The sequence below is a fragment of the Caulobacter sp. BE264 genome (assembly GCF_031457805.1).
Lineage (GTDB): Bacteria > Pseudomonadota > Alphaproteobacteria > Caulobacterales > Caulobacteraceae > Caulobacter.
In genome coordinates, this window is record NZ_JAVDXI010000013.1 from 17,302 (window position 1) to 39,216 (window position 21,915).

Sequence of the window (21,915 nt, forward strand, 5' to 3'; positions counted from 1 at the left end):
CCCTACATGAAGCTCTACATCGCTGAGTACCTGGCGGAGACGACGCACCTCGACGCTATCGGACACGGCGCCTACCTGCTTCTGATCATGGCCATGTGGCGCGCCGGCGGGAAGCTGCCGCGCGACGAGGCAAAGCTCGCCCGCATCGCCCAATGCACCCCCGATCAATGGGCCTCGGTGCGCGATGACGTGATGGCCTTCTTCAAGGTTTCAGGCGGGTCGATCCGGCACAATCGGGTCTCAAAAGAGATTGCGAAGTACGACGCAGTGATCGAAGGCGCAAAAAGCGCCGGGAAAGCCAGTGCATCGAAAAGAGCGAACAAAAACAACGCAGAAGGGGTCAACGTTCGTTCCGAAAACGTCGAACGAAAATCCAACCAACCAGAACCAGAAGAAGATAATAGATCCCCCATATCCCCCAAGGGGGACACGGCGGCCTTGTCACCGAAGATTGTCCTCCGACAAGCCGACGTCGAACTCGCTTGGACCGTCACGCCGCCAAGGGCGCGCCAGCGAACCAGCAAGGCAGACATCCTCAAGGCGCTCCAAGGCGCTGCGCGGCGCGGCCACCAGCCGGCGGCTGTCATCGAAGGCTTGCGGGCCTACTACGCCAGCGCCGAGGCCACGAAGGACGGCGGCGAGTTTGCCAAGGGCGCGCATCGGATGATCACGGCCGACCGCTGGCTTGGGTTCGTCGACGGCGCCACGCCGTTGGAAGCCCTGGCCTCATCATCCCCTGCAGATCCGCTCGAAAGCTGGCGCCGCCGGGTGAACGCCTTCGTCAACGGGTCGCGGTTCTGGAACCCGACCGATTGGGGCCCAGAGCCAGGCCGACCGCGCTGCAGGGTTCCGGTCGAGATCCAGCGCGAGTTCGGGTTCACACCTGCCCAGCCTGAAGAGGTCGCCGCATGACGCGCGCCGCCCTGCGACACCTCCCGCTGATGACCGGCGACGTGCGATTGACCTTGACCGGCGAAGACGGCCGCGAGGCCTCCGCGACCGTGCCGCGAGCCTACCTCCTGGCCAAGTGCTGGGGGATGCTCGCGGACCTCGACCCGGCTGGGCTCGTCGAGGCCGCGATGGGCCAGCGCGCCAGCGGCATCAAGGGTGACCAAGCGAGCCTGACGATCGCCGACCAGGTTCTCGTCGCGCTTACTACCGGCCCGAAGACCGCCGCCGCTCTCCGCCGAATGATCGACCGCACCATGGCGCCGCGAGACCTGGGCGGCCGCACAACCCAGCTCCGCGAGAGCGGGCTGATCTACCGGATCGACCAGGGCGCGGGCCAACGCGGCGGCCGGGCCGTCTGGAAACTGACCACCATGGGCGAGCTTCGCGCTGCCCAACTCTCGGGGAAAGCCCAATGATCAGAACCCTCCTCTTCGCGGCAGGCCTATCGCTCGCCGCCGGGGCCGCCCTTGCCGACCCGTGCGAGGCGCCCGTCCGTGGCTTCAAGGCTGGGGACCGGATCTCTGGCGTCGTCTGGTACGCCGGCGACGGAGATAGCCTCTGCGTGGGGCCGGGCCCCAACCCATCGACCTGGATTGAGGTCCGCGAGGCGGACTGGTTCGCGCCAGAACTCAACGAGCCGGGAGGGCGCCAGGCCAAGGCAGTCATGGACCGCCTCGTCGGTCGGCGCGCGGTCTGCACCGTCCGCCGTGGCCAGAACGGCAAGACCTCCAGCTACGACCGGGTCATCGCCGCCTGCAGCGTCGACGGAGTCCCGATTGGCGCACGCATGCGCGCCGCCGGCATTGCGCCTGGCGGCCGTGGCGTTCGCTGAACCATCCACCTTTCGGGAAACCCACCATGACCGCCGACAAAGACTTGAAGGCCCTCGAGCGCGACTACCGCCGCTTGAACGAGGCCGAAACCAAGGCCCTCGAGCTGGCTCAAAAGGAGCTGGAACGGGCCAAGACCAAGGGCAACAAGGAGATCGCCCGCGCCAAGATCGCGAAGATCGCCGACCGCCTGCACCAGCGGGTCGAGCTCAAGGAGCGCGCCGACGGAATCGCCGAGACGATCACCCTCGCGAAGGACCGCGGCGAGGAGGTCGAGGAGAAGCCGGCCACCGGCGGCGCGGCGCACATGATCAGCCGGGACGCCTTGGCCCACATGCTGAAGCTGGGTCACATCACGCGGACCCAGTACGCGGCGGGCCTGGCCTACCGTCGGGCGTTCGAGGCGCGCGGCGCCGATCTCCAGGCCTCGCAGATCAGCGACACCGGCGGCGGCAAGGGCCACGACAACGACGCCTTCGTCGCCCGCAAGCTGGAGCAGGCGAAGGAGGCAGAGTTCGCCAAGGCCTGCGAGGTCCGGGTGCGAAAGGCTACGATGGTCGAGCACCTTCCCGCCCTGCAGATGCTCCAGCACGTCGCCGGGTTCGGCCGGTCCATGCGCGACTTCGGCGGCGGCCGGGGCTATGAGCGCCGGCGCGCCGCTCTGGTGTTCGCACTCGAAATCGTGGCGTCGACACTCGGCGAGGTCTCGCGAAATGCCGCTGAAACATCAACGGCAGCGTGACGACGTACACAATCGGTGGATGAAAGCCCCATGAAAGCCCGCGATCTCCGCGTCGCCCTGGCTCAGATCGGCCTATCGCAAGCCGAGCTCGCCCGCATCCTGGGCCGGGCGCCCAACACCGTCACCGGATGGGTCAACGCCGACGAGATGCCGGCAGAGGTACGGTTGTTCTTGTGGATCGCCTTGAACCACAGTCTCGAAACGGCAAAGGAGGCCATCAAGCCATGAGCGATACGGTAGAGCCCGACTGGATCGACCTGACGATGATCGGGTCCGCCTTCGAAGAACAGATAGACGCCAGGTCAAGACACGGCCAAATGCGACACCGAGTTAGGGCCTGCACAGGCGAACATGAGCTCCCCTGGATCGACGGCCCAGCGCCGACAACAGCGCATCTTGCGACGTCCGGGTGCGCGCATACCGCATATTGACGAGGCGGAACAAACCTGCCTATCCATCGCTAGTCGACGCCTTGCGTCCGCAACGAGCCCCGCGCCTCACGGCCGGGGCTTTTGCATGTCCGGCCCGCCGCCCGTCACCGATCCAAGCGCGCAACCCAAGGGGACGCCACGGGCGGCGAGGCCACTTCCCGCTTCCGCGACCGTAGCTCAGCGGTAGAGCGCCAGGCTTCCAACCTGGGCGTCGCCGGTTCGATCCCGGCTGGTCGCTCCACGTTCGCCCGCCCGGCGGCCCGTACACCCCGCCCATGGCTAGATCCCCGACGCGCCAGGCCGGTGCGGGCGAAACCCTAACGGAGGCCACATGCTCGAAGCCATCACAGAGCGCGCCTCCTGGTTCATCGCCGGTGGCGTGACCTTCTCGATCGCCCTGCTCTGGGCCGGCTATCTGCTCTGTAAGCGCGCCTACCGGCGCGCAGCGCGGGGGTGGTGATGGGTCGCCCCTCCGAATACACGCCTGAAAAGGCCGCGGTGATCTGCGATCGCATCGCCGACGGCGATAGCCTCCGACAAATCTGCGAAGATGAGGGCATGCCATCCAGAGGGACCGTGTTCCGCTGGCTTGCGGACCCGGCAAACAAACTCGACGGAAAGGCGTTTCAGGACCAATACGCCCGCGCGCGCGAGTTTTCGGCGGATGCCGACGCGGACGATGTCGCCCACTACTCGCGCCAGGCCGCGAACGGCGAAATCGAACCTGCAGCCGCCACGGCGGCGATCAACGGCCTGAAGTGGTCGGCCGGCAAGCGCAAGCCCAAGGTCTACGGCGACGCCCAGACGCTGCGACACACCGGCCCCAACGGCGGTCCCGTGGAGTACGCCAACCTGACGGAGGCCGAGATTGACGCTCGCCTTGCCGCTCTCGCCGGAGGTGTTGAAGCGGCTCCCCCTGGATCAGAGGCGTGAAGCCCTAGCTCTTCTGGAGCAGAAGGCGCGTCTGAAGCACGAGCGCGAAGAGCGGGAGCGCATCGAGGCTGAGGCCGGCGGCTGGGAAGCTGAGAAAGTTCGTTGCGCGGCGGATCCGGTCTACTGGTTCAACCGTCACGTCTGGACTTACGACCCGCGATTGGTCGGCAAGTCCGGCGGCGCCTACGTCCCGTTCAAGCTCTGGCCAAAGCAGGCGGAGTTCATCACCTGGCTGAAGGACCGGGTGGACTCCAGCGAAGAAGGTTTGTGCGAGAAGTCGCGCGACACGGGCGTGACCTACCTCTGCGCTGGATTCGCGTTGTGGGCTTGGCTGTTCCTGCCGGGTTTCAAAACCACCTTTGGTTCTCGGAAGGTCGATTACGTCGACAAGAAGGACAACCCGGACAGCATCTTCGCCAAGCTGCGGATCATGCTGCGAAGGTTGCCGATCCAGATGTTGCCCGAGGGCTTCGTCTGGACGCAGCACGACAACTACATGCGGATCGTCAATCCTGCGACCGGCGCGGTGATCTCAGGCGAAGGCGGCGAGGACATGGGGCGCGGTGGCCGCTCCTCGCTCTATGTGGTCGACGAAGCGGCCTTCGTCCCCAATGCTGAGGCCGTCGAAAAGGCCCTGTCAGGCAACACCGATTGCGTGGTCTGGGTCTCTTCGGTCAACGGCATGGGCAACCTCTTCGCCCGCAAGCGCCATTCTGTCCTGAAGCCGCGCCAGATCTTCCGGCTGCACTGGCGCGATGACCCACGAAAAACCGAGGAATGGGCGCGGGCCAAACAGGCCAGCTTCTCCGACCCCACGACCTGGGCGTCCGAGTACGACATCGACTATTCGGCCTCGGTCGAGGGCATCTGTATTCCAGCCGTCTGGGTCGAAAGCGCAAAGCGCCTAGGACATCTCGAACCCAAGCTTCACCCCTCAAAAGCGGTGCGACTTGGTCTGGACGTCGGCGCCGGAAAGTCGAAATCGGTCACGATCCCGCGCGCTGGCGCCGTTGTCATGGTTCCCCGCTCGCGTGGCCAGCCGGACACGACTGAGACTGCACACTGGGCGCTAGAGATTGCGCGCGAGTTGGGCGCGACGGAACTGAACTTTGACGCCCCAGGCGTAGGCGCCGGCGTTGCTTCAACGCTGACCAAGAACACCGTCTCTGGCCTTTCTGTTTGGCCTATCAATACGGGCCTTCCGCCGAGCGACCGCATTTGGCCCGACGGTCGCACATCCCAGGAGATGTTCGGCAACTCCAAGGCTGAGGTCTGGTGGCTATGCCGAACAGCCCTGCAGCGCACCCATGAACACGTCGCGTTCCTTGAGGGCCGCCAGGGCGGGGTCGAACACCCCGTCACCGACCTCCTCGCACTGCCATCAGGCGACAAGGACAGCGACGCCCTATGCCTCCAGCTCTCGCTGGTGAAGTGGGGCCGCAACGAGAAGGGCAAGATCGTGATCGAGACCAAGGACGCCCTGAAGCGCCGCGGCATCGCCTCGCCCGACTACGCGGACGCGCTGATGCTGACCTACGTCGACAATGAACCGACCTACAGCCTGGACAACGTCTGATGAGGTTCGGAGACCGCCTCGTAAACCTGATCTCGGCTATGGGCACGGCCAAGGACAAGGCCGGCGCGTCGCGCTACTTCGTGGTCGAGATGGACCAACAGCAGGCCTTGGCCGCCTATCGGGCGGACTGGATTGCGCGCAAGGTCGTCGACATCCCCGCCTTCGATATGGTCCGCGAGGGCCGCGACTGGAAGACTGACACCCGCAAGATCGAGGCCCTGGAGGCTGAAGAGGCCAGGCTCCAGCTTTGGCCGAAGCTTGCCAGGGCCCTGAAGCTGGCGCGGCTGTACGGCGGGGCGGCCATCATCATCGGAATCGAGGGTGACGATCCCGCCTTGCCGCTCAATCCGGCGAGCATCGGCAAGGGTGGCCTCTCCTACATCCACGTCGCCAGCCGGTACGAGATCAATCCCGGCGAGATCAATCGAGACGCCGCGTCGCCGGATTGGGGCGAGCCGCTCTGGTACAACATCAATTCAGCGGGGCGCGGGAACGTCCGCATCCACCCCTCGCGCGTGATCCGCTTCATCGGCGCCGAAGTGCCCGACATCGCCATGCAGAACGGTTGGGGAGACTCGGTCCTCCTGGCGATCGACGAGGCGGTGAAGAACGCAGGCTTGGCAACCAACGGCATCGCCGCGCTCATCGCTGAGGCCAAGGTCGACGTCTACAAAATCCCCAACTTCATGAAGAACGTCGGGGACGAGGCCTATCGTCAGAAGGTCATCGACCGCATCAGCCTGGCGAACCAGGGCAAGTCGATCAACAACGGCCTGCTGATGGATGCCGAGGAAGACTACATTCAAAAGCAGGTCCGCTTCGCCCAACTCCCCGAGGTCCTCCAGCTCTATCTCCAGATCGCCGCCGGCGCGGCCGACATCCCGGCGACCCGCCTTCTGGGGCAGTCGCCCGCCGGCATGAACAGCACGGGCGAGAGCGATCTTCGCAACTACTACGACCGGCTCGCTGCGGACCAGAACGTCAACCTCCGCCCGCGCCTGGAGAAGCTGGACGAGGTCCTGATCAGGTCCGCGCTTGGCCAGCGGCCCGGCGAGGTCCACTTCGAGTTCGCCTCGCTCTGGCAGATCAGCGAGAAGGAAAAGGGCGAGATCTTCTCCCTGAAGGCCGCCGCAGCTCGCGCCTTGGCCGGCGCCGCTGCAGGGCCGGTGCTGCCCGTCAACGCCCTGTCCGACGCCCTGGTCAACACCTTCACAGAAGACGGCTCGCTGCCCGGCCTTGAGGCGGCAATCGAAGAACACGGCAAGCTGAGCGAGCAAGACCCCGCCTCGCCAGAACCCGGCGCGGCCGATCCGATCGATCCCGCCGCCGATCCGACGCTGAACCCGGACCCGCCTCCACAGGCCTGATAGGTCAGGAGACCCCTCACATGATGATCACCGACACCCTGACGCTTGATGCGTCGGGCCTCTCCCTCACGCGTGATGGCTACCTGGTGGGAGACGCCAAGGTCTCGCGCGCCGGGAACGTCCAACAGTACCTCGGCTCCGAGCTTGGCTTGACCGGCGACGACGCGACGAAGGTGTTCGGCGTCTACCGTGACCCGGACGTGGTGTTCCACGAGGACAGCCTGCTTTCGCTCGCCGGCCGCCCCGTGACCCGCGACCACCCGAGCGAGCCCGTCACGGCTGAGAACTGGTCCAAGCTCGCGAGAGGCCAGGTCGGAGGCCGGATCCGCCGTGACGGCGAGCACGTCGTGGCCCCCATGGCGATCATGGACGCGGCCTCGGTCCAAGAGGTCGCCGACGGCGCCAGGAGCCTGTCGGCTGGCTACACCGTCGACGTCGTCCCTGCGGTCGGCATCGCCGCCGACGGCACTCCCTACCAGTTCAAGCAGGCCGGCCAACTTCGGTTCAACCACGTGGCCTACCTGCCGAACAACAATCCGCGCGCGGGAAACACCCGCCTCGGAGACGCCAACCGTGCCGGGGCCTGGGGCTCCTCGCTCGCGGATCTTTCAACGCCCCCCAACCATGGAGACCGCCACATGGCGCTCAAGACCATCATCGTGGACGGCCTCCCGGTCGAAACCACGGACGCCGGTGAAGCCGCCGTCAACAAGCTGAAGGGCCTGCTGGACACCGCCAGCAAGGCGCTCACCGACGCCCAGACCAAGCACACCGCTGACCTGGCCGCCAAGGACGCCGAACTGGCGACCAAGGACGCCGAGATCGCGGACCTCAAGTCCAAGGTGCTGGATGCCGCCGCTCTGGACACTCTGGTCGCCGATCGCGCGGCCGTCGTCTCGAAGGCCAAGGCCCTGGTTCCCACGCTGGACACCGCCGGCAAGTCGAACCTCGAGATCAAGCGCGCCGTCCTGGGCGACGCGGCCAAGGACAAGTCGGACGCCTACGTCGACGCCGCCTTCGACCTCAAGACGGCCGACCTGAAGCCGAGCGACCCGCTGCGTCAGGCCATCTCCGACGCGAACCCCACCGGCGGCGTCAGTGCCGTCTCCATCCGCGACGCCGCGCGCTTCGCCAGCCTGAACTAAGGGAGACCGCATCATGGCTGTTCTTCAGGACACCTACGCCACCAACCTTACCTCCGCTTACGCGGGCATGGTCGCTAACGGCGAGGCGAGCAACCGCATCTCGCGGACTTGCGAAGACTCGGCCGGCATCCCGTTCGGTGCGCCTGTCTATCGCGGCAGCGGCGACCACGGCTGCACCGCCACCGTCGGCACCGCCGCCACCTTCCTGGGCTTCGCCATCGCCAATGAGACGGCGGCTCTGCTCCCGGGCCAAACCGCCGACCGCTACCAGCAGTACGACAACGTCGCGATCATCACCGGCGGCGTCATCTGGGTCTCGGCGACCGGCGCCGTTGCTGACGGCGCTTCGGTGACCGTGGGCAAGAGCGGCGGCGCGGCGGACGGCATCGGCTCCACCGCCGCCGACTCGACCCACATCGCCGCCACCGGCTGGATCTTCGACGACACCCTCGCCGCGTCGGGCCTCGCCCGCGTCGCCAAGCGCTAAGGAACCCCGAACATGATCATCAATTTCGCTGACGCGACCGGTGGCCTGTTCACCGACGCCGCGTCCTTCCTCGCCGCCAGCGACAGCCAGCGTGAGCTCGCTTTCCAGCGGTGGGCAGCCTACGACGCTGCCATCGCCGCCACCTTCGGCGACAAGGCCAACGAGTTCTTCGTTGACGACCAAGTCGGTCGCGCCTTCCTGACCCCGCAACTGTTCCGCATCGAGACGCAGGTCTACATGCGGCGCTATCCGAACGCCGACCTGACGGGCCTGCTGCCGATCAACACCGACGGCGACATGTGGGACGTCGGGACGGTGTTCTACAGCATGGACGAGGTCGGTAAGGCCGAGTTCCTGAGCGGCAAGGGCTTCGACATGCCCTATGCCTCCACGCTGATGGACCAGAAGTCCCGCGGCTACTACCTGGCCGGCATCGGCTACGAGTGGTCGACGCAGGAACTGCAGCGCGCCGCCAAGCTGGGCCGCTCGCTTTCGGCTGACAAGGCCGCCGCCGCTCACAAGGCCGCCCAGTTCTTCAAGCGCTCGGTCGCGATGACGGGCCGCGCGCCCGGCACCGCCGCCTCGGAGAAGGGTTGGACCGGTCTGGTCAACGACGCCAACATCCCGGCTGCGAACGTGACCGCCGACGGCGCCGGCTCGACCACGGCCTGGGCCAACAAGACGCCGGACCAGATCAGCCGTGACATCTGGGCGGCGGTCAACGCGGTGGAAAGCCAGACCGGCGAGACCCACACCGCCACCACCGTGGCCCTGCCGACGGCGAAGCTGCGCTACATTGAGCAGACCCGCATGTCGGACACCGGCTCGACGATCCTGGCCTACATTCGCGGCAACCGCGATGGCGGCGAGAACATCGAGTTCCGGGCGATCCGCGAACTGGCTGGCGCGGGCGCGTCGAGCACCGATCGGATGATGGCCTACGACAACTCGCAAGAGGTCGTCCAATTCCACCTTCCGGGCGACCACGAGTTCCTGCCTGCGTTCCAGAAGTCGTCGATGACCTACGAAATCGGCGGCATCATGAATGTCGGCGGCACCGAAGTTCGCCTGCCGAAGGCGGCCACCTATCGGGATGGGATCTAAGCCCATGCCCAAGTTCACCAACACCACCACGGGCCCCAAGGGTGTCCACACCACGAAGGGCCTGGTCTACGTCGACGCCGGCGCGACCAGCGATGACCTCGACGTCAGCGAGGGCGAACTGGAGTCGGCGAAGTCCACCGGCTGGTTCACCGTCGACGGCGGCGACGACAAGGACGACGACAAGGGCTTGGCGGGCTTGAAGGTCGAAGACCTGAAGGCCCTGGCCGAAGCCGAAGGCGTCGAACTGGGCGATGCGACCAAGAAGGCGGACATCATCGCCGCTATTGAGCTCGCTCGCGAAAGCAAGTCGGAGGCTTAGGCAGATGGCGGGCTATGGCACCGATCAACGCTTGACGGACTGGCTGGGGTCTAACGGCTTCGTCCTGCCCGTCGGCGCGCCTACGCCCGCCGTCATCCGGCAACGGGGGAGCGTGTACGTCGACGCGCACGCTTTCCCCGGTTCTCCGACCGACGGCCTGACCCAGGAGCGGGCCTTCCCGCGCACTGGAGCGACGGCCTATGGCCAAGCCATCGCGACCGACGTGGTTCCGCTGGCCATCGAACACGCGGCCTACGCGGCGGGATGGTTCGACGTCTTGAACCCAGGCGTCCTGACGACCCGCTCCTCTGCGGACCAGCGCTTGAAGCGCCAAAAAAACCGCGTCGAGGGCGCTGTAGAGGTCGAGACCGAATACTTCGACAACGGATCCGGCGGCGCCGCCAACGAGGCGGTCACGATCCCCATGGTCGAGGGCTTGCTTGCCCCGTTCCTCACCAGCGCCTCGGCTGGTCCTGCCATCTTCATCGTCTGATGAGCGTCTACGACGAAGCCCGGGCGGCGGCGATCCGCCTTCTTGCGCCGGTGGGTGAAAACCCTGACGCGGCCGGGCAGACCGTGACCCTGACCTATCGCCCCGTCGGGACCTATAACCACGCCACCGGGGCAGTGACGACGCCAACGCCGGTCACTCAGACCCTCAGCGGCGTCGAGAAGGCGATCAAGGTTGACCGTGTCGACGGGACCAAGATCCTCGCCGGCGACTCTGAGTTCGTTATCTCGCCCGTGACCACGGATGGCGATGACGTCGACCTTCCCGACGGCCTCGCAAACGCTGCGACCCTGACGCTCGCCGACGGCACGGCCAAGGCTGTGGTCGGTGTCGATCCCAAGCGCCCGGCCGGCGCGCTCATTTCCGCCACTCTGCATCTTCGAGGCGCAGGCTGATGGCCGGGTTCTCAGAGACGGTGAACCGGGCCTGTGAAGACTTCCTCGCCCGTGCTCGCGCCATGCCCGGCGCCGTGATCAACGAAGCCGCCGAACGGATCATCGCCCGCTCGCCCGTTGGTATGCCGGAGACGTGGAAGAAGAAACCGCCGTCAGGCTACGTCCCTGGCCAGTTTCGGTCGAACTGGAATCTTGGCGTCGACGCGATCGACCGCACCACCACCAACGAGACGAACAGCTTCTATCTCCAGGGCCGCGAGCGGATGCCAGCCGACCCGTTCGGCCATCGGTTCTACATTTCCAACTCCAAGCCCTACGCCTGGCGCCTGGAGGTCGACGGCTGGTCACGGCAGGCACCGAACGGCATGGTCCGCCTCACGGCCGCTGAGTTCTCGACCATCCTGCAGATCGCGGCGCGCAACGTTGGCGGTCGGCCCCAGGCTCGGGAGTACGCTTGATGAGCCTCGCCAGCGTCCGCGCCGCCCTTGAGACTGCGTTGGCGGGGATCTCGCCGCCGCTCTCAACGGCTTGGGAGAATACCGCCTTCACGCCCGTCGTGGGCACGCCCTATCAGCGCGCCGTGATCGTCCCGGCCGCGCCGGCGAATGACGAGATCGGGCGGACCTACAATGAGCGCGGCTTCTTCCAGGTCAGCCTTCACTATCCGCCCGACGCGGGCCCGGCTGCCGCCTACGCCCGAGCCGACTTGATCCGGGCGACCTTCTATCGCGGCGCCACGTTCACGGCGGGCGGCGTCACCGTCCATGTCGTCGGAACGCCGACGATCCTGCCGCCGCAAGACGACGACCAGGGCCGCTACGTCCTGCCCGTGAGCATCAACTTCCGGGCCTCCGCCCAGACCTGAACGGCAAACCGCCGCCAGAGCCGACGATCTCGGACATGCGCCGAGCGTCTCCGCACATCCAGACCTCAAGGAGATATCCATGGCGCAAGCCCAAGGGATCGCGCGGAAGATCGCGCGCGTGAAGCAATCGGGTAAGGGCACCGCCGGTTCGTCCGGCAGCCAGCTGATCCGCCGCACCTCGGCGACCTTCAACAAGGTGTCCGAGACCTACGAGAACAACGAGATTGCCGACCACCAACAGTCGACGGGCAGCAACGAGGGCGTCTACGCGACCACGGGCCAGGTTGAAGGCCTTCTGTCGGCCGGTACCTACGCTCCAGAGTTCGCCTGCCTCCTCCGCAAGGACTTCGCGGCGACTTCGGCTATCACTGGCATGACGATCGCCGTGGCGGGTTCGGGCCCGACCTACACGATCACCCGATCGGCCGGCGACTTCCTGACGGGCGGCATCAAGATCGGCGACGTCGTGAAACTGACGGCCGGGAGCTTCAACGCGGCCAACCTCAACAAGAACCTCTGGGTCGTGGGCATGACCGCGACCGTCCTGACGGTCGTTCCCGTCAACGGCGCCGCCCTGGTCGCCGAAAGCGGCATCACGAGCGCCAGCCTCGCCGTGCCGGGCAAAAAGGCCTGGGTGCCGACCACGGGCCACACGAGCGACTACTACAGCTACGAGGTCTGGCAGCCGGACGTTCCGTCGTCGGAGCTGTACGTGGACTGCAAGACGGTCCAGGCCGACATCTCCGTCCCGGCGACCGGAAACCCGACCGTCTCCTTCAGCATCCCCGGTCTGTCGCGCGTCAACGGTTCTTCGCAAGTCCTGACCAGCCCGACGGCCGCGACCACGACGCCGGTCCTGGCGACGGCGCAAGGCTTGATCTCGCTCAACGGCTCGCTGATCACGGTCACGAGCGTCGACATCTCCATCAGCGGCAACGTGAACCCTGGCGAGGCGGAGATCGGCAGCAAGTCGCGCTCCGATCACCAGATGGGCCGCGTCATGGTCTCCGGTTCGTTCTCGGCCAAGTTCACGTCGACCGCGATCCAGGCCATCCGCGACGCTCAGACGCCGGTGGCCCTGGCGGTGATCGTCGCCGCCGACGCTACCGCCGCCGCCGACTTCGTCACTTTCGTCATTCCCGCGATCAAGATCTTCACCGACGAGGCCAATGACGGTGAGGTCGAGATCATCCGCACCTATCAGTGGACCGCTCAAATCCCGGCCACGGGCGGTGCGTCGCTGTCGAACCACCAAACCATCGTTTCGATCCAAGACGCCCAGGCCGCTTAAGGCTGGCACGAAATCCGGCCCCGGCCGGGAGCCTGGCCGCTGGGCTTCAGCGGCATCCCCTCTGCAAACTTCAACGCCCGTGGTCGCGCCCGGGCGTCCTTTTCAAGGACACCACCTCATGACCAAAGAAGCCGCCTTCAGCCTAGCCGACCTGAACGTTGTCGCCGCCTCGGATACGCCGATCAATGTCGAGTACATCCGCCCCGACGGCACCGGATCCGGCATCATCTTGAAGGTGCTCGGCGCCAATTCGGCCAAGGTCACGGAGGTCACGACCCGGCTTCTGAACGATCGCCGGAAGCGAGACGCCAATCTGGCGGCGTTGACCGGCCAGGAGTTCACGCCCATCGAGGCCGACATCGAATTCGGCCACCTTGCCACGGCGGTGAAGATCGTGGGCTGGACGGGTATCGTGGAAGCCTACAGCGAGGAAAACGCCTTGCTGCTGGTTAAGACGAACCCTCACCTGGCCAAGCAGGTCAACGACGCCTCCAACGGGGTCGGAAATTTTTTGCAGCTCAAGCCGAAGGCCTAATCGCCTTCGCGAAAGAGCAGTTCGCTCTCGGGGTGCGCCAGCCGGACGGCGCGCCTTTGAGGGCTCACCTCGAGATGCTTTCGCGCGGATACGACGACGAAGCCCGCAAGGCCCGCCACCGTCTCGAAAACCCGCCACCGCCGCCCTCAAAGCACGTCCGGCACCTCTGGCAGGCCTTCACCGATCTCTGCGCGACACGGCCGGTCAACGGCATGGCGCTATCCCCGCTCTCCCGGCTTGAGATAGCTCAATGGGAACGGGATGAGATGATCCGGCTTGAGCCTTGGGAGCGGCGCGCGATCCTGCGTCTCGACCAAGAGTTCATCGCGGCCAACACGGGAACCGGCGCCAGCAAGACGGGCCCAGACGGCAAGCCGGCAACCCCAGTCGAAGAGAGCTAGGCGCGGCCTTTCAGGGTCGCGTCCAGCATCGCGGAGGCGGTGAACAGGCGGCCGTGGACCTCGCGCCAGGTTCCGAAGACATGCCCGCATTCGCCACAGAAGAACGGTTCGCCTTCAGGGATGACCATTTCGGGGTGCATCCATTCCTCGTGCCCGTTGGGGCACCGGACCGTCAGGCCCTCGGCCTTGGCTTCGTCGTCTGTCATTAGCGCGACCTTACCATAGGATGAGCAGGATGGGATGCTCAGCGGGGCCAAAGAACACACCGCTATCGAAAGCGTTAATCGTCCACAGCCTGCCGCAATTCTGTGGAAAACCGTTGCAAAATTGCAGGAGTGCTTTAGGAGCGCCGCCGCCGCATACTTCCGTCATCGCGACGGGGGAGAAGAGTCGTGAAGCTGAAGCCGAACTATCGAAAGATCCTGGAGTCGATCCTCTACCTCATTGGCGAGGGCGAAAAGCGTGGCGAACCGCTGACGCAGTACCAGATTGTCAAATCGATCTTTCTGGCTGACACGGCTCACCTCAATCAGTTTGGCCGACCGATCACCTACGACAACTATTCGGCGCTGAAATTTGGGCCGGTGCCGGAAGAGACCTACGACATTCTCAAGCCGAACTATGACTGGCAAGGTCGGCTTGGCGTGAAGGGGCCTCTTTGGGAAAGGGTGCAAGTCAGCCAGACCGCATTCCGCTACGTCAAACCGGAGCGATCGTTCGATGAACGAGCCCTCTCCAAGTCGGACATTAAGGCCCTGGCCGCGGCTCTTGAAACTGTCCGGGAACTCGGTTTCGGCGGCGTCGTGGACCATACCCATAAGCACCCCGCATATGTTGATGCTTGGGGGAATGGTGACGCGAAAAGGCGCCCCATGAAATACGCGTTGCTGTTTGAGGAACCAGATCCGGAGGGCGCGGAGCACATCGCGCACACGTCGGCCCATATCTGATGTTCAAGCCGGGCGATGTGGTGCTCGTGTTCAGCGAGCCCGCCAATAAGAAGAAGTACCACCTCTGCATCAGCCTCAACGGCTGCTACCTCTACGTCAACTCACCTAAAGCGAAGTCCTATCCTGGCGACGTCGCTTTTCCCTGTGCCGACTTCGCATTCCTTGATCCGACAGATTCCGGCGTCAGCATTGTTAGTTGCAATGTCGTAGTGGCGATCGACGACGCTCAGATGAAAGCCGGAAACGCCATCTTGAAGGGAACCGTCTCAAACGCGGTGCTCCGGACCTTGGTGAAGGAAATAGAGGACTCGGAAATCCTCTCTCCGGACGAGATCGAGGCGGCCCTCAACGGTCTGGGCGACTACCTCTAATCTGACCTCGGCGCCCTGCGCCAATCCTAACAACCTGCCCCATTGACCCGCGCTTGCGCGGGCGCTTGGCGTTGTCTGAACTCCGGGAGGCCACATGACCGAAGTGACGCTCGCCTCCCTCGCGATGGAAGTCTCGGTCCCGACGGCGGACGCGGCGATCGACAAGCTGACGAGGCTCCGCAAGGTCGCATCAGAGCTTGAGGGTCAGGCCGGGCGGACGGCTTCGGCGACCAAGGAGCAGGCCAGCGCGCACGGCTACGCGGGAACCGCCGCCGCCCAGGCGGAGCGCACGATGCGCGGTCTGGTCGAGGTCTACGGCACGGCCTTCAACGCCGCCGGCCGCTACCGTCACAGCGTCGAGGCCGAGGTCTCGATGATCCTGCAGAACGCCAAGGCGACGGCCGCCTTGGCGCGAGAGCAGGACGCAGCCGCCCGAGCGGTGCAGCGCCTGACCAGCTCCTATGACCCGCTCGGCGGCGAGGTCCTGAAGGTCAATCGCCAGCTCGCCGAAGCCGAAAAGCTCTACCAGAAGGGCGCGATCTCGGCGGCGCAGTACGGCGCCGTCGCGGACGGTCTGAGGGGCAAGATCGCCAGCCTTGAAGCTGCCCAAGCATCGGGTGTGAAGTCGTCGAACGCCCTGCAGTTCGCGACCCTGAACCTCGGCCGGCAATTCGCCGACGTCGGCGTCTCGCTCGCTGGCGGCATCAACCCGCTGATGGTCTTGATCCAGCAGGGCCCGCAGATCGCGGACGGCTTCGCGGTGGCCAAGCAACAGGGCCTCGGGTTCTCGGCGGTCATGAAGGGCATGTACGCCACTGTCGCGCCGGTGCTGCCCCTTCTGGCGGGTATTGCGGCGATCGGCGGCGTCGTGTTCGGCGGAGCGGCCCTCGCTGCGCGCGCCCTGAACCAGGACAACAAGAACCTCGCCGCGAGCCTTGGCCTCACCGAAAAGCAGATGGACCGCCTGAAGGACAAGGGCGTCGACACCGGCGTGACCATCGGCGACGTGTTCAAGGGGACGTTCAACTACATCAAGGGCGCGGTCGCCCCGACCCTGGCGCCGGTGATCAAGTGGTTCGGCGAGCTCTTCGAAGGGATCACCAAGGGCGCGGTCATCACGGTCAAGGCGATCGTCGGCGGCTTCGCTGGCGCCTTTGCCGGGGTCAAGGCCATCTGGTCGGACTTGCCGGCCGTCATGGGCGACCTCTTCGCTTCCGGCGTGAACCTGGCCATATCCGCAATCGAGAAGCTGCTGAACTTCGCCACGGCAGGGATCAACAAGCTCATCGACAAGGCGAACGCTGTCTCGGGTAAGGTCGGCGGGCCACAGATCGGCACGCTTGGCGGGTTCTCCCTCGGGCGCGTGGACAATCCGAACGCCGGTGCCGCCGGACGCACGGCGGATGGCGCCGCCGCTGCGGTAGCGGACGCCTATGCCAAGGCGGGCGCTGGCGTGGACAAGGTCTTCGCCGGGATTGGCGCCGAGATCACCAAGGCCGCCAGGGACCGGATCAAGAAGGCCGCCGGCGACTCCGAAAAGACCAGGGCGGCCCGTGAAGCCCGCGACATGTCAGAGGAGCGCTCCGCCCAGATCGCTGCCCAGCTTGAACAGGCAATGGCCGACGAACTTCGCGCCCGGCTGTCCATGGCGAAGGAGATCAGTGTCCGCGCTGACCTTGAGCGCCAAATCGCGACCGCCACGGCATCGGCCAAACAGTCGCGCATCGACGCGCAGATCGCCGCCATTGCCGACGATAAGGGGCTATCCGCCCTCAAGAAGTCCGAACTGACGCTGGAATTGCGGCGCCTCAAGTTCATCGAGGGCGGGATCGCCGACATTCAGCGCCAGGCGATCAGCGAGAAGGAGCGCGCCGAACTCGCGGCCGAGACATCGGCAAAAGCGTCCGCCGCCGCCCAGAACGCGATCGACCTGTTGCAGGCCGAGACCGACCTTTCCCGCTCGGCAACCGAACGCCGACTGATCAGCTATCGGATCCTCGACCTGGAGCAGGCCGAAGAGCGCCGCAAGCTCGTGCTCGCCGCCTCTTCCGAGGCCTCAACCCAAGCCGAGCGCGATATTGCCCAGGCCCGCCTTGCGATCCTCGACAAGCTCCACGCATCGCAGCGCGCGACCGAGAATGACCGGCTGCAGGCGGCCTACAACGAGCACCTGAACGCCGTCCGAACCGTGACCGACGCCTTTGCGTCGCGAGATTGGAACGGGGTGGTCAACGGGCTGGTCGCCGCGTTCGCCAACCTCAAGGCCGCGCTTTCGCGCACCGGTTCAACGATGGACAAGATCGGCGCGGCGGCAGGCGTCGCGGCCGGAATCGGCAGCGCAGTCGGCGGCTCCGCCGGGGCCGGCATTGGAGGCGCGGCCTCTGGCGCTATGGCTGGCGCCCAGCTTGGTTCAATCGTTCCGGGCATCGGCACTGCGGTTGGCGCCGTTGTCGGCGGGATCCTGGGCGGCCTTGGTGGCCTCTTTGGCTCGTCGAAGTCCAAGAAGCAGGCCAAGGCGCAAGCGGAGGCCCAGCGCCTTGCCGAAGAGGCCGCGCGCCAAGAGCAGATCGCGAACACCGCGCTCCAGTTGCGGATTGACCTGCTGAAGCTCGAGGGCAAGACGGCCGAGGCCACGGCCCTGGAGCAGCAGTCGGTCTTGGCGAAGCTGGACCCATCGCTCCACGAGCTGCAGCGCCAGCTTTGGGCGACGCAGGCCGCGACCGAGGCCGCTGCTGAAGCCGCTCGCCTTCAAGCCGAAGCCGAAGCCATGGCCGCCAAAGCGAAGGCGTCTCAGCGCTCGATCATCCTTGACCTGATGGCGATGGATGACGCGGTCCTGGGGACGAACGCCGCGGTTCTCGCGGCTCGCCAAGACGAGCTTGCGGCTTTGGACCCGGTCTCGCGGGCGCTGAAGGAGATCTACTTCGCCCGCCTCGACGAGGGCGCGGCGATGGCCAAGCAAGCCGCCGAAGCCGAGGCGTTCGCGGCGGCCTCCACCAAGGCGAACGAGCTGTGGGCCAAGAGCACCGCCGACACGGCCAACAAGGTCGCCGAAGCCGCTCAGCGCCAGGCCGACGCGATGCGCTCCCTTGGCGACAGCTTCGTCAATGCCATGAAGAGCGCGGAGGACGCGGAGAAGTCGCTTCGCTCGTTCGCGGACAGCCTGTTGAGCGAACTTGGCCTCGGTAGCCAGCAGGCCAGCTATTCGGCGACCAGGTCAGCGCTGCAGGCTAATGCCGCTCGTGGTGAGTTTGACCAGGCTATGGCTCAGGCGTTCTTAGAAACCTCCAAGGCGACCCAGTCCAGCGCTATCGGCTATCAGAGCGATGTGGCCTGGGTGCGCGGTCTGGCGCTCAACAAGGCCGACGATCTGGCGGGTTATCCCGCGCGTCTGGCGATGCTGTTCCGGTCGATCCAAGCGGACTCGGGCCTGCCCGGCTTCGCGAACGGCGGATCTATGGTCATCGGCGGCAATCCCGGCGTGGACCAGAACGTCCTATCGCTCAACGGCGCCCCTGTCGCCCGCGTGGGCTACGGCGAGACGCTTTCCGTGACGCCGGCGGGCGGAAGCGCCAACGATAACAGCCTGGCGGCCGAAGTTCGCGCGCTTCGTGCAGACTTTGCCGAGATGAAGGCCGCCATCGTCCAGACCGCCGTAAGCACCAGCCAGACGGCGCGCCAAATGATGCGCTGGGATGGCGACGGCATGCCTGCGGAGCGAGGTTACTGATGCGCGTCATGCGACCCAAGACCGTCGCTCTGGCCAACCTGGTCAGCTCGAATGTCTCCGAGCCGAATGCGCTCTACAGCGCCATGACCACCTATGCGCTGGATGCGATCGCCCGCGTCGACCAAGCGACGGGCGCGGTCGAGTACAAGAGCCTCGCCAACAGCAACCTGGGCAACCCCGTCACCGACGCCAGCAAATGGCTGGCGCTGGGTCCGTCCAATCGCTGGAAAGCGCTCGACGGCAAGATCGGCGCTCAGACCGAGCGAGCCGAAAGCACCGAGCACAAGTTCACCGTCGACGGGCGTATCGACGGCGTCTCGCTGCTGAACCTGGATGGCGTGAGCGTGCAGGTGATCGCGGAAGACGCGATCGATGGTGTGGTCTTCGACTACACCGCCAGCTTGGTGGTCAACTATGGCGTCGTCGACATTTTCGCTTATCTGACCGAGCCTATCCGCCGGCGGGCCGATATTGACATACGCGGCATCCCGCCCCTGTACGCCGGCCTGACCATCACGGTGCGGGTGTTCTCGCCTGGGGGAACGGCCAAGGTCGGCGAGATCATCCCAAGCCTGAGCCAGAAAATCGGCGGCACGCAGTACGGCGCGAGCCCCGGGTTCTCGGATTACAGCCGCAAGGACCGCGACGACTTCGGCAACGAGATCGTGGTCGAGCGGGTGTTCTCCAAACGCGGCAGCTTCGTCGTCAATGTGGCGCCGGGGATGTTCGACCAAGTCTACGCACAAATGGTTGAGTACCGCGCGCGACCGATCGTGTTCGAGGCGTCGCCTCAATACGGATCCACCCTGGTCTACGGCTACGTCAAGGACTTCAGCCCGGTGATCGAAGGGCCGAACCACACCACCTGCAGCCTGCAAATCGAAGGGCTATCGCAATGAATCTGACGCCGCCTGAAGTGCGCGCCCTCGGCGACTTTCCAAGCCGCAACACCGCCGACGCTGACGCCTATGTCGCCGCCGCCTCGACCTGGGGAGCCACCGCGCCTCTGTGGGCGACAGATCTGGTCGCGCTGGGTGACTGGATGGCCACGCTGGCGGCGGATCAGGCCGCCGCCTTCCCGCCGGGCGCGATCGTGGTCACCTATACGTTCGACGGCCTCTCTGCGACGGTTGGCGACCCTGGCGCGGGTAAGGTGCGGCTGAACAACCTGACCCAGGGCTCGGCCACGGCCATGCTGGCCGATGCGCTGGACAATCTGGGGGTGTCGGCTCTGGCGACCCTGGCGCGGATGACCAGCACCAGCGCGCCGCTAGGCTCGCTGGTGCTGTACAAGTTCGGCGACCCGTCCAGGCGCCTGAACGCCGACGTGACCGCCAACACACCCAGCGGCGGAGGCACGGGCCATGTCAATCTGACCCTGACCAACGTAGCGGTGTCGACGGCCAATCCCTTTGCGGACGGCGACAGCCTGGTGCTGGTGCTGGATCCGCGCGGGGCTAAGGGCGACACGGGTGCGCCCGGTGCGACATCACTTTGGACGACTGACGGGACTTACAACATTACCGGCACACCGACTTTGGTGACCATCCCGCTTCCCACGGGAGCGGCAACCTGCCGGCTGTCGTTTGAGGGCGTGACCATCGCATCGACGCAGTCGTTGACGGTGGCATTGAGCACGAATGGCTCCTCCTTTGGAACTGCCGCTGGGTTTGGCAGCGCATCGGGGACGATGTTTACGGGCTTTCTCAGCCTTGAAGGGCTAGGCCGGAACAGGTTGAGCTTGGAGGATCGCGTCGTGGCTGGAGCTTCTGTTCCGTCCTCGCCGAACATGAGCGGCGAAGGTCCGCCGAACCAACGGTTTGCCACGACGATCGGGGGAGCGACCCACATCCAGTTTGCCGTGAATGGCGGTCTAGCCTTCACCGGCGGCACCATCGTCGCGGAGAAAAAGTGATGAACGAGCTTCGTTTCGATCGCGATGAAAGCGGGGAGATCATCGCGACCGTCCGCACCCTCACCGCCGAAGAGATCGCCGCGATCGAGGCTGCAAACGCCGCGATCCGCCGCACGCTTCCGAAGTCCACCGTCACCGGGCGTCTGATCGAGATGGGCAAGGCCGCTGAGGTCAAGGCCGCGCTCGACGCCGATCCGGTGGCCTGGGCGCGCTGGTTCACGCCGGACTGGCCAAACGTCTTCGCCGACGACGAGGGCCTTCTGGCCTTCCTCGACGCCCTTGGCCTCACGTCCGAGCAGATCGCCACCGTCACCGCCTAACCGGCGCCCACAACCCAACCCAACGCCCGCCCGGAGCCCCACGGCCCGGGCTTTTTCATGTCCTGAAGGAGCCGCCCCCATGGTCGCCAAGTCGCCGACTGTTCAGAACGATACGGGGTCGCCCATAGGCGCCACCCCCGTGTGGAATGCCGCTGGCATGACGGTGGCCACGGCCGCACCGGCGGTCTCGACCTCCCCCTACGCCAGCGGCGACGTGATCGGGGCCAAGATGACCTTCGCGGGGATGGCGCGCGATGTCGGCGGCTCGGGCCTAGTCCAGATGGCGAGCATCTCGGCCAAGAGCACCCAGACCTTCGCCGCGGAACTCTGGCTCTTCCACACAGACCCGGCGGCTTCGACGTTCACCGACAACGCCGCCTTCACCCTGGCGGCTGACGACTTCGACAAGGTCGCGGCCGTTGTGCCGATCACCGACTGGTACGCCGCCAACGGCCGCAGCTACGCCCAGGCCGCCCAACTGGCGATGCCCTACAAGCTGGCCGACAGCAGCACGGCCATGTTCGGCGTTCTCGTCGCCCGCGCCACGCCGACGCTCGGATCCACCAGCGACATCAAAGTCGCCGTGAAGGGGCTCCTGGACTGATGGCTCGCATCATCGGCCCACGCCGGGCCATCACCCTCGCCCCTCGAAAGGGTGGTGGGGTCATCCGCACCCTCACGATCATGCGCGACGCCCTCGTTTTGCGCGACACGCAAAGGCTGACCGACAATGGCTGATCTGATCG

At 65.8% G+C, this 21,915-nt stretch carries 29 protein-coding genes and 1 tRNA gene; 29 read left to right on the forward strand and 1 reads right to left on the reverse strand.

Going from position 1 to position 21,915, the window contains the following annotated elements:
- The first annotated feature begins 6 nt into the window (after positions 1-6).
- The 21 genes from J2X45_RS20025 (at position 7) to J2X45_RS20125 (ending at position 13,883) form a co-directional block, all read left to right on the forward strand.
- Positions 7-912, forward strand: a complete 906-nt coding sequence (locus J2X45_RS20025) for a DUF1376 domain-containing protein (protein ID WP_310218442.1) — start codon at positions 7-9, stop codon at positions 910-912.
- Positions 909-1,367 carry a hypothetical protein gene (locus J2X45_RS20030; protein ID WP_310218444.1) on the forward strand — a complete coding sequence of 153 codons (459 nt, stop codon included), beginning with the start codon at positions 909-911 and terminating at the stop codon, positions 1,365-1,367. Before J2X45_RS20025 ends, J2X45_RS20030 begins: the two co-directional genes overlap by 4 nt.
- On the forward strand, positions 1,364-1,783 hold the full coding sequence (locus J2X45_RS20035; protein ID WP_310218446.1) for a nuclease: 420 nt from the start codon (positions 1,364-1,366) through the stop codon (positions 1,781-1,783). Before J2X45_RS20030 ends, J2X45_RS20035 begins: the two co-directional genes overlap by 4 nt.
- A gap of 26 nt (positions 1,784-1,809) precedes the next feature.
- A complete protein-coding gene (locus tag J2X45_RS20040; RefSeq protein ID WP_310218449.1) occupies positions 1,810-2,523 on the forward strand; it encodes a hypothetical protein in 714 nt (237 codons plus the stop codon).
- 30 nt (positions 2,524-2,553) lie between these two features.
- Positions 2,554-2,751 (forward strand): helix-turn-helix transcriptional regulator, encoded by a 198-nt coding sequence (locus J2X45_RS20045; protein WP_310218451.1) that lies wholly within the window; start codon positions 2,554-2,556, stop codon positions 2,749-2,751.
- Between the two features lie 369 nt (positions 2,752-3,120).
- A tRNA-Gly gene (locus J2X45_RS20050) sits at positions 3,121-3,195 on the forward strand.
- Between the two features lie 90 nt (positions 3,196-3,285).
- Positions 3,286-3,414 carry a hypothetical protein gene (locus J2X45_RS20055; RefSeq protein WP_310218453.1) on the forward strand — a complete coding sequence of 43 codons (129 nt, stop codon included), beginning with the start codon at positions 3,286-3,288 and terminating at the stop codon, positions 3,412-3,414.
- Positions 3,414-3,887, forward strand: coding sequence for a hypothetical protein (locus J2X45_RS20060; protein ID WP_310218455.1), 474 nt, complete (start codon positions 3,414-3,416; stop codon positions 3,885-3,887). Before J2X45_RS20055 ends, J2X45_RS20060 begins: the two co-directional genes overlap by 1 nt.
- On the forward strand, positions 3,823-5,463 hold the full coding sequence (locus tag J2X45_RS20065; protein WP_310218457.1) for a hypothetical protein: 1,641 nt from the start codon (positions 3,823-3,825) through the stop codon (positions 5,461-5,463). Before J2X45_RS20060 ends, J2X45_RS20065 begins: the two co-directional genes overlap by 65 nt.
- Positions 5,463-6,830, forward strand: a complete 1,368-nt coding sequence (locus tag J2X45_RS20070; protein ID WP_310218460.1) for an anti-CBASS protein Acb1 family protein — start codon at positions 5,463-5,465, stop codon at positions 6,828-6,830. The genes J2X45_RS20065 and J2X45_RS20070 overlap by 1 nt, the downstream gene beginning before the upstream one ends.
- A 20-nt stretch (positions 6,831-6,850) precedes the next feature.
- Positions 6,851-7,975, forward strand: a complete 1,125-nt coding sequence (locus J2X45_RS20075) for a DUF2213 domain-containing protein (protein WP_310218463.1) — start codon at positions 6,851-6,853, stop codon at positions 7,973-7,975.
- A 13-nt stretch (positions 7,976-7,988) separates the two neighbouring features.
- Positions 7,989-8,462 carry a hypothetical protein gene (locus J2X45_RS20080; RefSeq protein WP_310218464.1) on the forward strand — a complete coding sequence of 158 codons (474 nt, stop codon included), beginning with the start codon at positions 7,989-7,991 and terminating at the stop codon, positions 8,460-8,462.
- A 12-nt stretch (positions 8,463-8,474) separates the two neighbouring features.
- Complete coding sequence (locus J2X45_RS20085) at positions 8,475-9,566, forward strand: DUF2184 domain-containing protein (RefSeq protein WP_310218465.1); 1,092 nt, start codon at positions 8,475-8,477, stop codon at positions 9,564-9,566.
- Between the two features lie 4 nt (positions 9,567-9,570).
- The gene (locus J2X45_RS20090; protein WP_310218467.1) at positions 9,571-9,885 is read left to right on the forward strand and encodes a hypothetical protein; all 315 of its coding nucleotides are present in this window, start codon (positions 9,571-9,573) and stop codon (positions 9,883-9,885) included.
- A 4-nt stretch (positions 9,886-9,889) separates the two neighbouring features.
- Complete coding sequence (locus tag J2X45_RS20095) at positions 9,890-10,378, forward strand: DnaT-like ssDNA-binding protein (protein ID WP_310218470.1); 489 nt, start codon at positions 9,890-9,892, stop codon at positions 10,376-10,378.
- A complete protein-coding gene (locus J2X45_RS20100; protein ID WP_310218473.1) occupies positions 10,378-10,791 on the forward strand; it encodes a hypothetical protein in 414 nt (137 codons plus the stop codon). The genes J2X45_RS20095 and J2X45_RS20100 overlap by 1 nt, the downstream gene beginning before the upstream one ends.
- Positions 10,791-11,249, forward strand: a complete 459-nt coding sequence (locus J2X45_RS20105; protein ID WP_310218475.1) for a hypothetical protein — start codon at positions 10,791-10,793, stop codon at positions 11,247-11,249. The genes J2X45_RS20100 and J2X45_RS20105 overlap by 1 nt, the downstream gene beginning before the upstream one ends.
- Positions 11,249-11,656, forward strand: coding sequence for a phage tail terminator-like protein (locus J2X45_RS20110; protein ID WP_310218477.1), 408 nt, complete (start codon positions 11,249-11,251; stop codon positions 11,654-11,656). The genes J2X45_RS20105 and J2X45_RS20110 overlap by 1 nt, the downstream gene beginning before the upstream one ends.
- Before the next feature lie 79 nt (positions 11,657-11,735).
- Complete coding sequence (locus J2X45_RS20115) at positions 11,736-12,947, forward strand: phage tail tube protein (protein ID WP_310218479.1); 1,212 nt, start codon at positions 11,736-11,738, stop codon at positions 12,945-12,947.
- A 118-nt stretch (positions 12,948-13,065) separates the two neighbouring features.
- Positions 13,066-13,482, forward strand: a complete 417-nt coding sequence (locus J2X45_RS20120; protein WP_310218480.1) for a hypothetical protein — start codon at positions 13,066-13,068, stop codon at positions 13,480-13,482.
- A gap of 74 nt (positions 13,483-13,556) precedes the next feature.
- Positions 13,557-13,883 carry a hypothetical protein gene (locus tag J2X45_RS20125; RefSeq protein WP_310218482.1) on the forward strand — a complete coding sequence of 109 codons (327 nt, stop codon included), beginning with the start codon at positions 13,557-13,559 and terminating at the stop codon, positions 13,881-13,883.
- Here J2X45_RS20125 and J2X45_RS20130 read toward each other — a convergent pair.
- Positions 13,880-14,089, reverse strand: coding sequence for a hypothetical protein (locus J2X45_RS20130; protein ID WP_310218485.1), 210 nt, complete (start codon positions 14,087-14,089; stop codon positions 13,880-13,882). The genes J2X45_RS20125 and J2X45_RS20130 overlap by 4 nt on opposite strands.
- A gap of 186 nt (positions 14,090-14,275) precedes the next feature.
- Here J2X45_RS20130 and J2X45_RS20135 point away from each other — a divergent pair, with 186 nt between their 5' ends.
- From J2X45_RS20135 to J2X45_RS20170, 8 genes are all read left to right on the forward strand, one after another.
- Positions 14,276-14,833, forward strand: coding sequence for a Panacea domain-containing protein (locus J2X45_RS20135; protein WP_310218488.1), 558 nt, complete (start codon positions 14,276-14,278; stop codon positions 14,831-14,833).
- Complete coding sequence (locus tag J2X45_RS20140; protein WP_310218490.1) at positions 14,833-15,204, forward strand: hypothetical protein; 372 nt, start codon at positions 14,833-14,835, stop codon at positions 15,202-15,204. Before J2X45_RS20135 ends, J2X45_RS20140 begins: the two co-directional genes overlap by 1 nt.
- Positions 15,205-15,298: 94 nt before the next feature.
- Positions 15,299-18,934, forward strand: a complete 3,636-nt coding sequence (locus J2X45_RS20145) for a phage tail length tape measure family protein (protein ID WP_310218493.1) — start codon at positions 15,299-15,301, stop codon at positions 18,932-18,934.
- On the forward strand, positions 18,934-19,833 hold the full coding sequence (locus tag J2X45_RS20150; protein ID WP_310218495.1) for a hypothetical protein: 900 nt from the start codon (positions 18,934-18,936) through the stop codon (positions 19,831-19,833). The genes J2X45_RS20145 and J2X45_RS20150 overlap by 1 nt, the downstream gene beginning before the upstream one ends.
- Complete coding sequence (locus J2X45_RS20155; protein WP_310218496.1) at positions 19,830-20,849, forward strand: hypothetical protein; 1,020 nt, start codon at positions 19,830-19,832, stop codon at positions 20,847-20,849. The genes J2X45_RS20150 and J2X45_RS20155 overlap by 4 nt, the downstream gene beginning before the upstream one ends.
- Positions 20,849-21,169 carry a hypothetical protein gene (locus J2X45_RS20160; protein ID WP_310218498.1) on the forward strand — a complete coding sequence of 107 codons (321 nt, stop codon included), beginning with the start codon at positions 20,849-20,851 and terminating at the stop codon, positions 21,167-21,169. Before J2X45_RS20155 ends, J2X45_RS20160 begins: the two co-directional genes overlap by 1 nt.
- 79 nt (positions 21,170-21,248) lie before the next feature.
- Complete coding sequence (locus J2X45_RS20165; protein WP_310218501.1) at positions 21,249-21,773, forward strand: hypothetical protein; 525 nt, start codon at positions 21,249-21,251, stop codon at positions 21,771-21,773.
- Positions 21,773-21,907: a hypothetical protein gene (locus J2X45_RS20170; RefSeq protein WP_310218503.1), complete on the forward strand. Its 135-nt coding sequence runs from the start codon at positions 21,773-21,775 to the stop codon at positions 21,905-21,907. The genes J2X45_RS20165 and J2X45_RS20170 overlap by 1 nt, the downstream gene beginning before the upstream one ends.
- The last annotated feature ends 8 nt before the right edge of the window (positions 21,908-21,915 follow it).

What these genes read in the sequence shown, in the direction of transcription:
- J2X45_RS20025 (WP_310218442.1), top strand. Translation starts at nt 7, where the DNA reads ATGAAGCTCTACATCGCTGAGTACCTGGCGGAGACGACGCACCTCGAC.
- J2X45_RS20030 (WP_310218444.1), top strand. Translation starts at nt 909, where the DNA reads ATGACGCGCGCCGCCCTGCGACACCTCCCGCTGATGACCGGCGACGTG.
- J2X45_RS20035 (WP_310218446.1), top strand. Translation starts at nt 1,364, where the DNA reads ATGATCAGAACCCTCCTCTTCGCGGCAGGCCTATCGCTCGCCGCCGGG.
- J2X45_RS20040 (WP_310218449.1), top strand. Translation starts at nt 1,810, where the DNA reads ATGACCGCCGACAAAGACTTGAAGGCCCTCGAGCGCGACTACCGCCGC.
- J2X45_RS20045 (WP_310218451.1), top strand. Translation starts at nt 2,554, where the DNA reads ATGAAAGCCCGCGATCTCCGCGTCGCCCTGGCTCAGATCGGCCTATCG.
- J2X45_RS20055 (WP_310218453.1), top strand. Translation starts at nt 3,286, where the DNA reads ATGCTCGAAGCCATCACAGAGCGCGCCTCCTGGTTCATCGCCGGTGGC.
- J2X45_RS20060 (WP_310218455.1), top strand. Translation starts at nt 3,414, where the DNA reads ATGGGTCGCCCCTCCGAATACACGCCTGAAAAGGCCGCGGTGATCTGC.
- J2X45_RS20070 (WP_310218460.1), top strand. Translation starts at nt 5,463, where the DNA reads ATGAGGTTCGGAGACCGCCTCGTAAACCTGATCTCGGCTATGGGCACG.
- J2X45_RS20075 (WP_310218463.1), top strand. Translation starts at nt 6,851, where the DNA reads ATGATGATCACCGACACCCTGACGCTTGATGCGTCGGGCCTCTCCCTC.
- J2X45_RS20080 (WP_310218464.1), top strand. Translation starts at nt 7,989, where the DNA reads ATGGCTGTTCTTCAGGACACCTACGCCACCAACCTTACCTCCGCTTAC.
- J2X45_RS20085 (WP_310218465.1), top strand. Translation starts at nt 8,475, where the DNA reads ATGATCATCAATTTCGCTGACGCGACCGGTGGCCTGTTCACCGACGCC.
- J2X45_RS20090 (WP_310218467.1), top strand. Translation starts at nt 9,571, where the DNA reads ATGCCCAAGTTCACCAACACCACCACGGGCCCCAAGGGTGTCCACACC.
- J2X45_RS20095 (WP_310218470.1), top strand. Translation starts at nt 9,890, where the DNA reads ATGGCGGGCTATGGCACCGATCAACGCTTGACGGACTGGCTGGGGTCT.
- J2X45_RS20100 (WP_310218473.1), top strand. Translation starts at nt 10,378, where the DNA reads ATGAGCGTCTACGACGAAGCCCGGGCGGCGGCGATCCGCCTTCTTGCG.
- J2X45_RS20105 (WP_310218475.1), top strand. Translation starts at nt 10,791, where the DNA reads ATGGCCGGGTTCTCAGAGACGGTGAACCGGGCCTGTGAAGACTTCCTC.
- J2X45_RS20110 (WP_310218477.1), top strand. Translation starts at nt 11,249, where the DNA reads ATGAGCCTCGCCAGCGTCCGCGCCGCCCTTGAGACTGCGTTGGCGGGG.
- J2X45_RS20115 (WP_310218479.1), top strand. Translation starts at nt 11,736, where the DNA reads ATGGCGCAAGCCCAAGGGATCGCGCGGAAGATCGCGCGCGTGAAGCAA.
- J2X45_RS20120 (WP_310218480.1), top strand. Translation starts at nt 13,066, where the DNA reads ATGACCAAAGAAGCCGCCTTCAGCCTAGCCGACCTGAACGTTGTCGCC.
- J2X45_RS20125 (WP_310218482.1), top strand. Translation starts at nt 13,557, where the DNA reads ATGCTTTCGCGCGGATACGACGACGAAGCCCGCAAGGCCCGCCACCGT.
- J2X45_RS20130 (WP_310218485.1), bottom strand. Translation starts at nt 14,089, where the DNA reads ATGACAGACGACGAAGCCAAGGCCGAGGGCCTGACGGTCCGGTGCCCC.
- J2X45_RS20140 (WP_310218490.1), top strand. Translation starts at nt 14,833, where the DNA reads ATGTTCAAGCCGGGCGATGTGGTGCTCGTGTTCAGCGAGCCCGCCAAT.
- J2X45_RS20145 (WP_310218493.1), top strand. Translation starts at nt 15,299, where the DNA reads ATGACCGAAGTGACGCTCGCCTCCCTCGCGATGGAAGTCTCGGTCCCG.
- J2X45_RS20150 (WP_310218495.1), top strand. Translation starts at nt 18,934, where the DNA reads ATGCGCGTCATGCGACCCAAGACCGTCGCTCTGGCCAACCTGGTCAGC.
- J2X45_RS20155 (WP_310218496.1), top strand. Translation starts at nt 19,830, where the DNA reads ATGAATCTGACGCCGCCTGAAGTGCGCGCCCTCGGCGACTTTCCAAGC.
- J2X45_RS20160 (WP_310218498.1), top strand. Translation starts at nt 20,849, where the DNA reads ATGAACGAGCTTCGTTTCGATCGCGATGAAAGCGGGGAGATCATCGCG.
- J2X45_RS20165 (WP_310218501.1), top strand. Translation starts at nt 21,249, where the DNA reads ATGGTCGCCAAGTCGCCGACTGTTCAGAACGATACGGGGTCGCCCATA.
- J2X45_RS20170 (WP_310218503.1), top strand. Translation starts at nt 21,773, where the DNA reads ATGGCTCGCATCATCGGCCCACGCCGGGCCATCACCCTCGCCCCTCGA.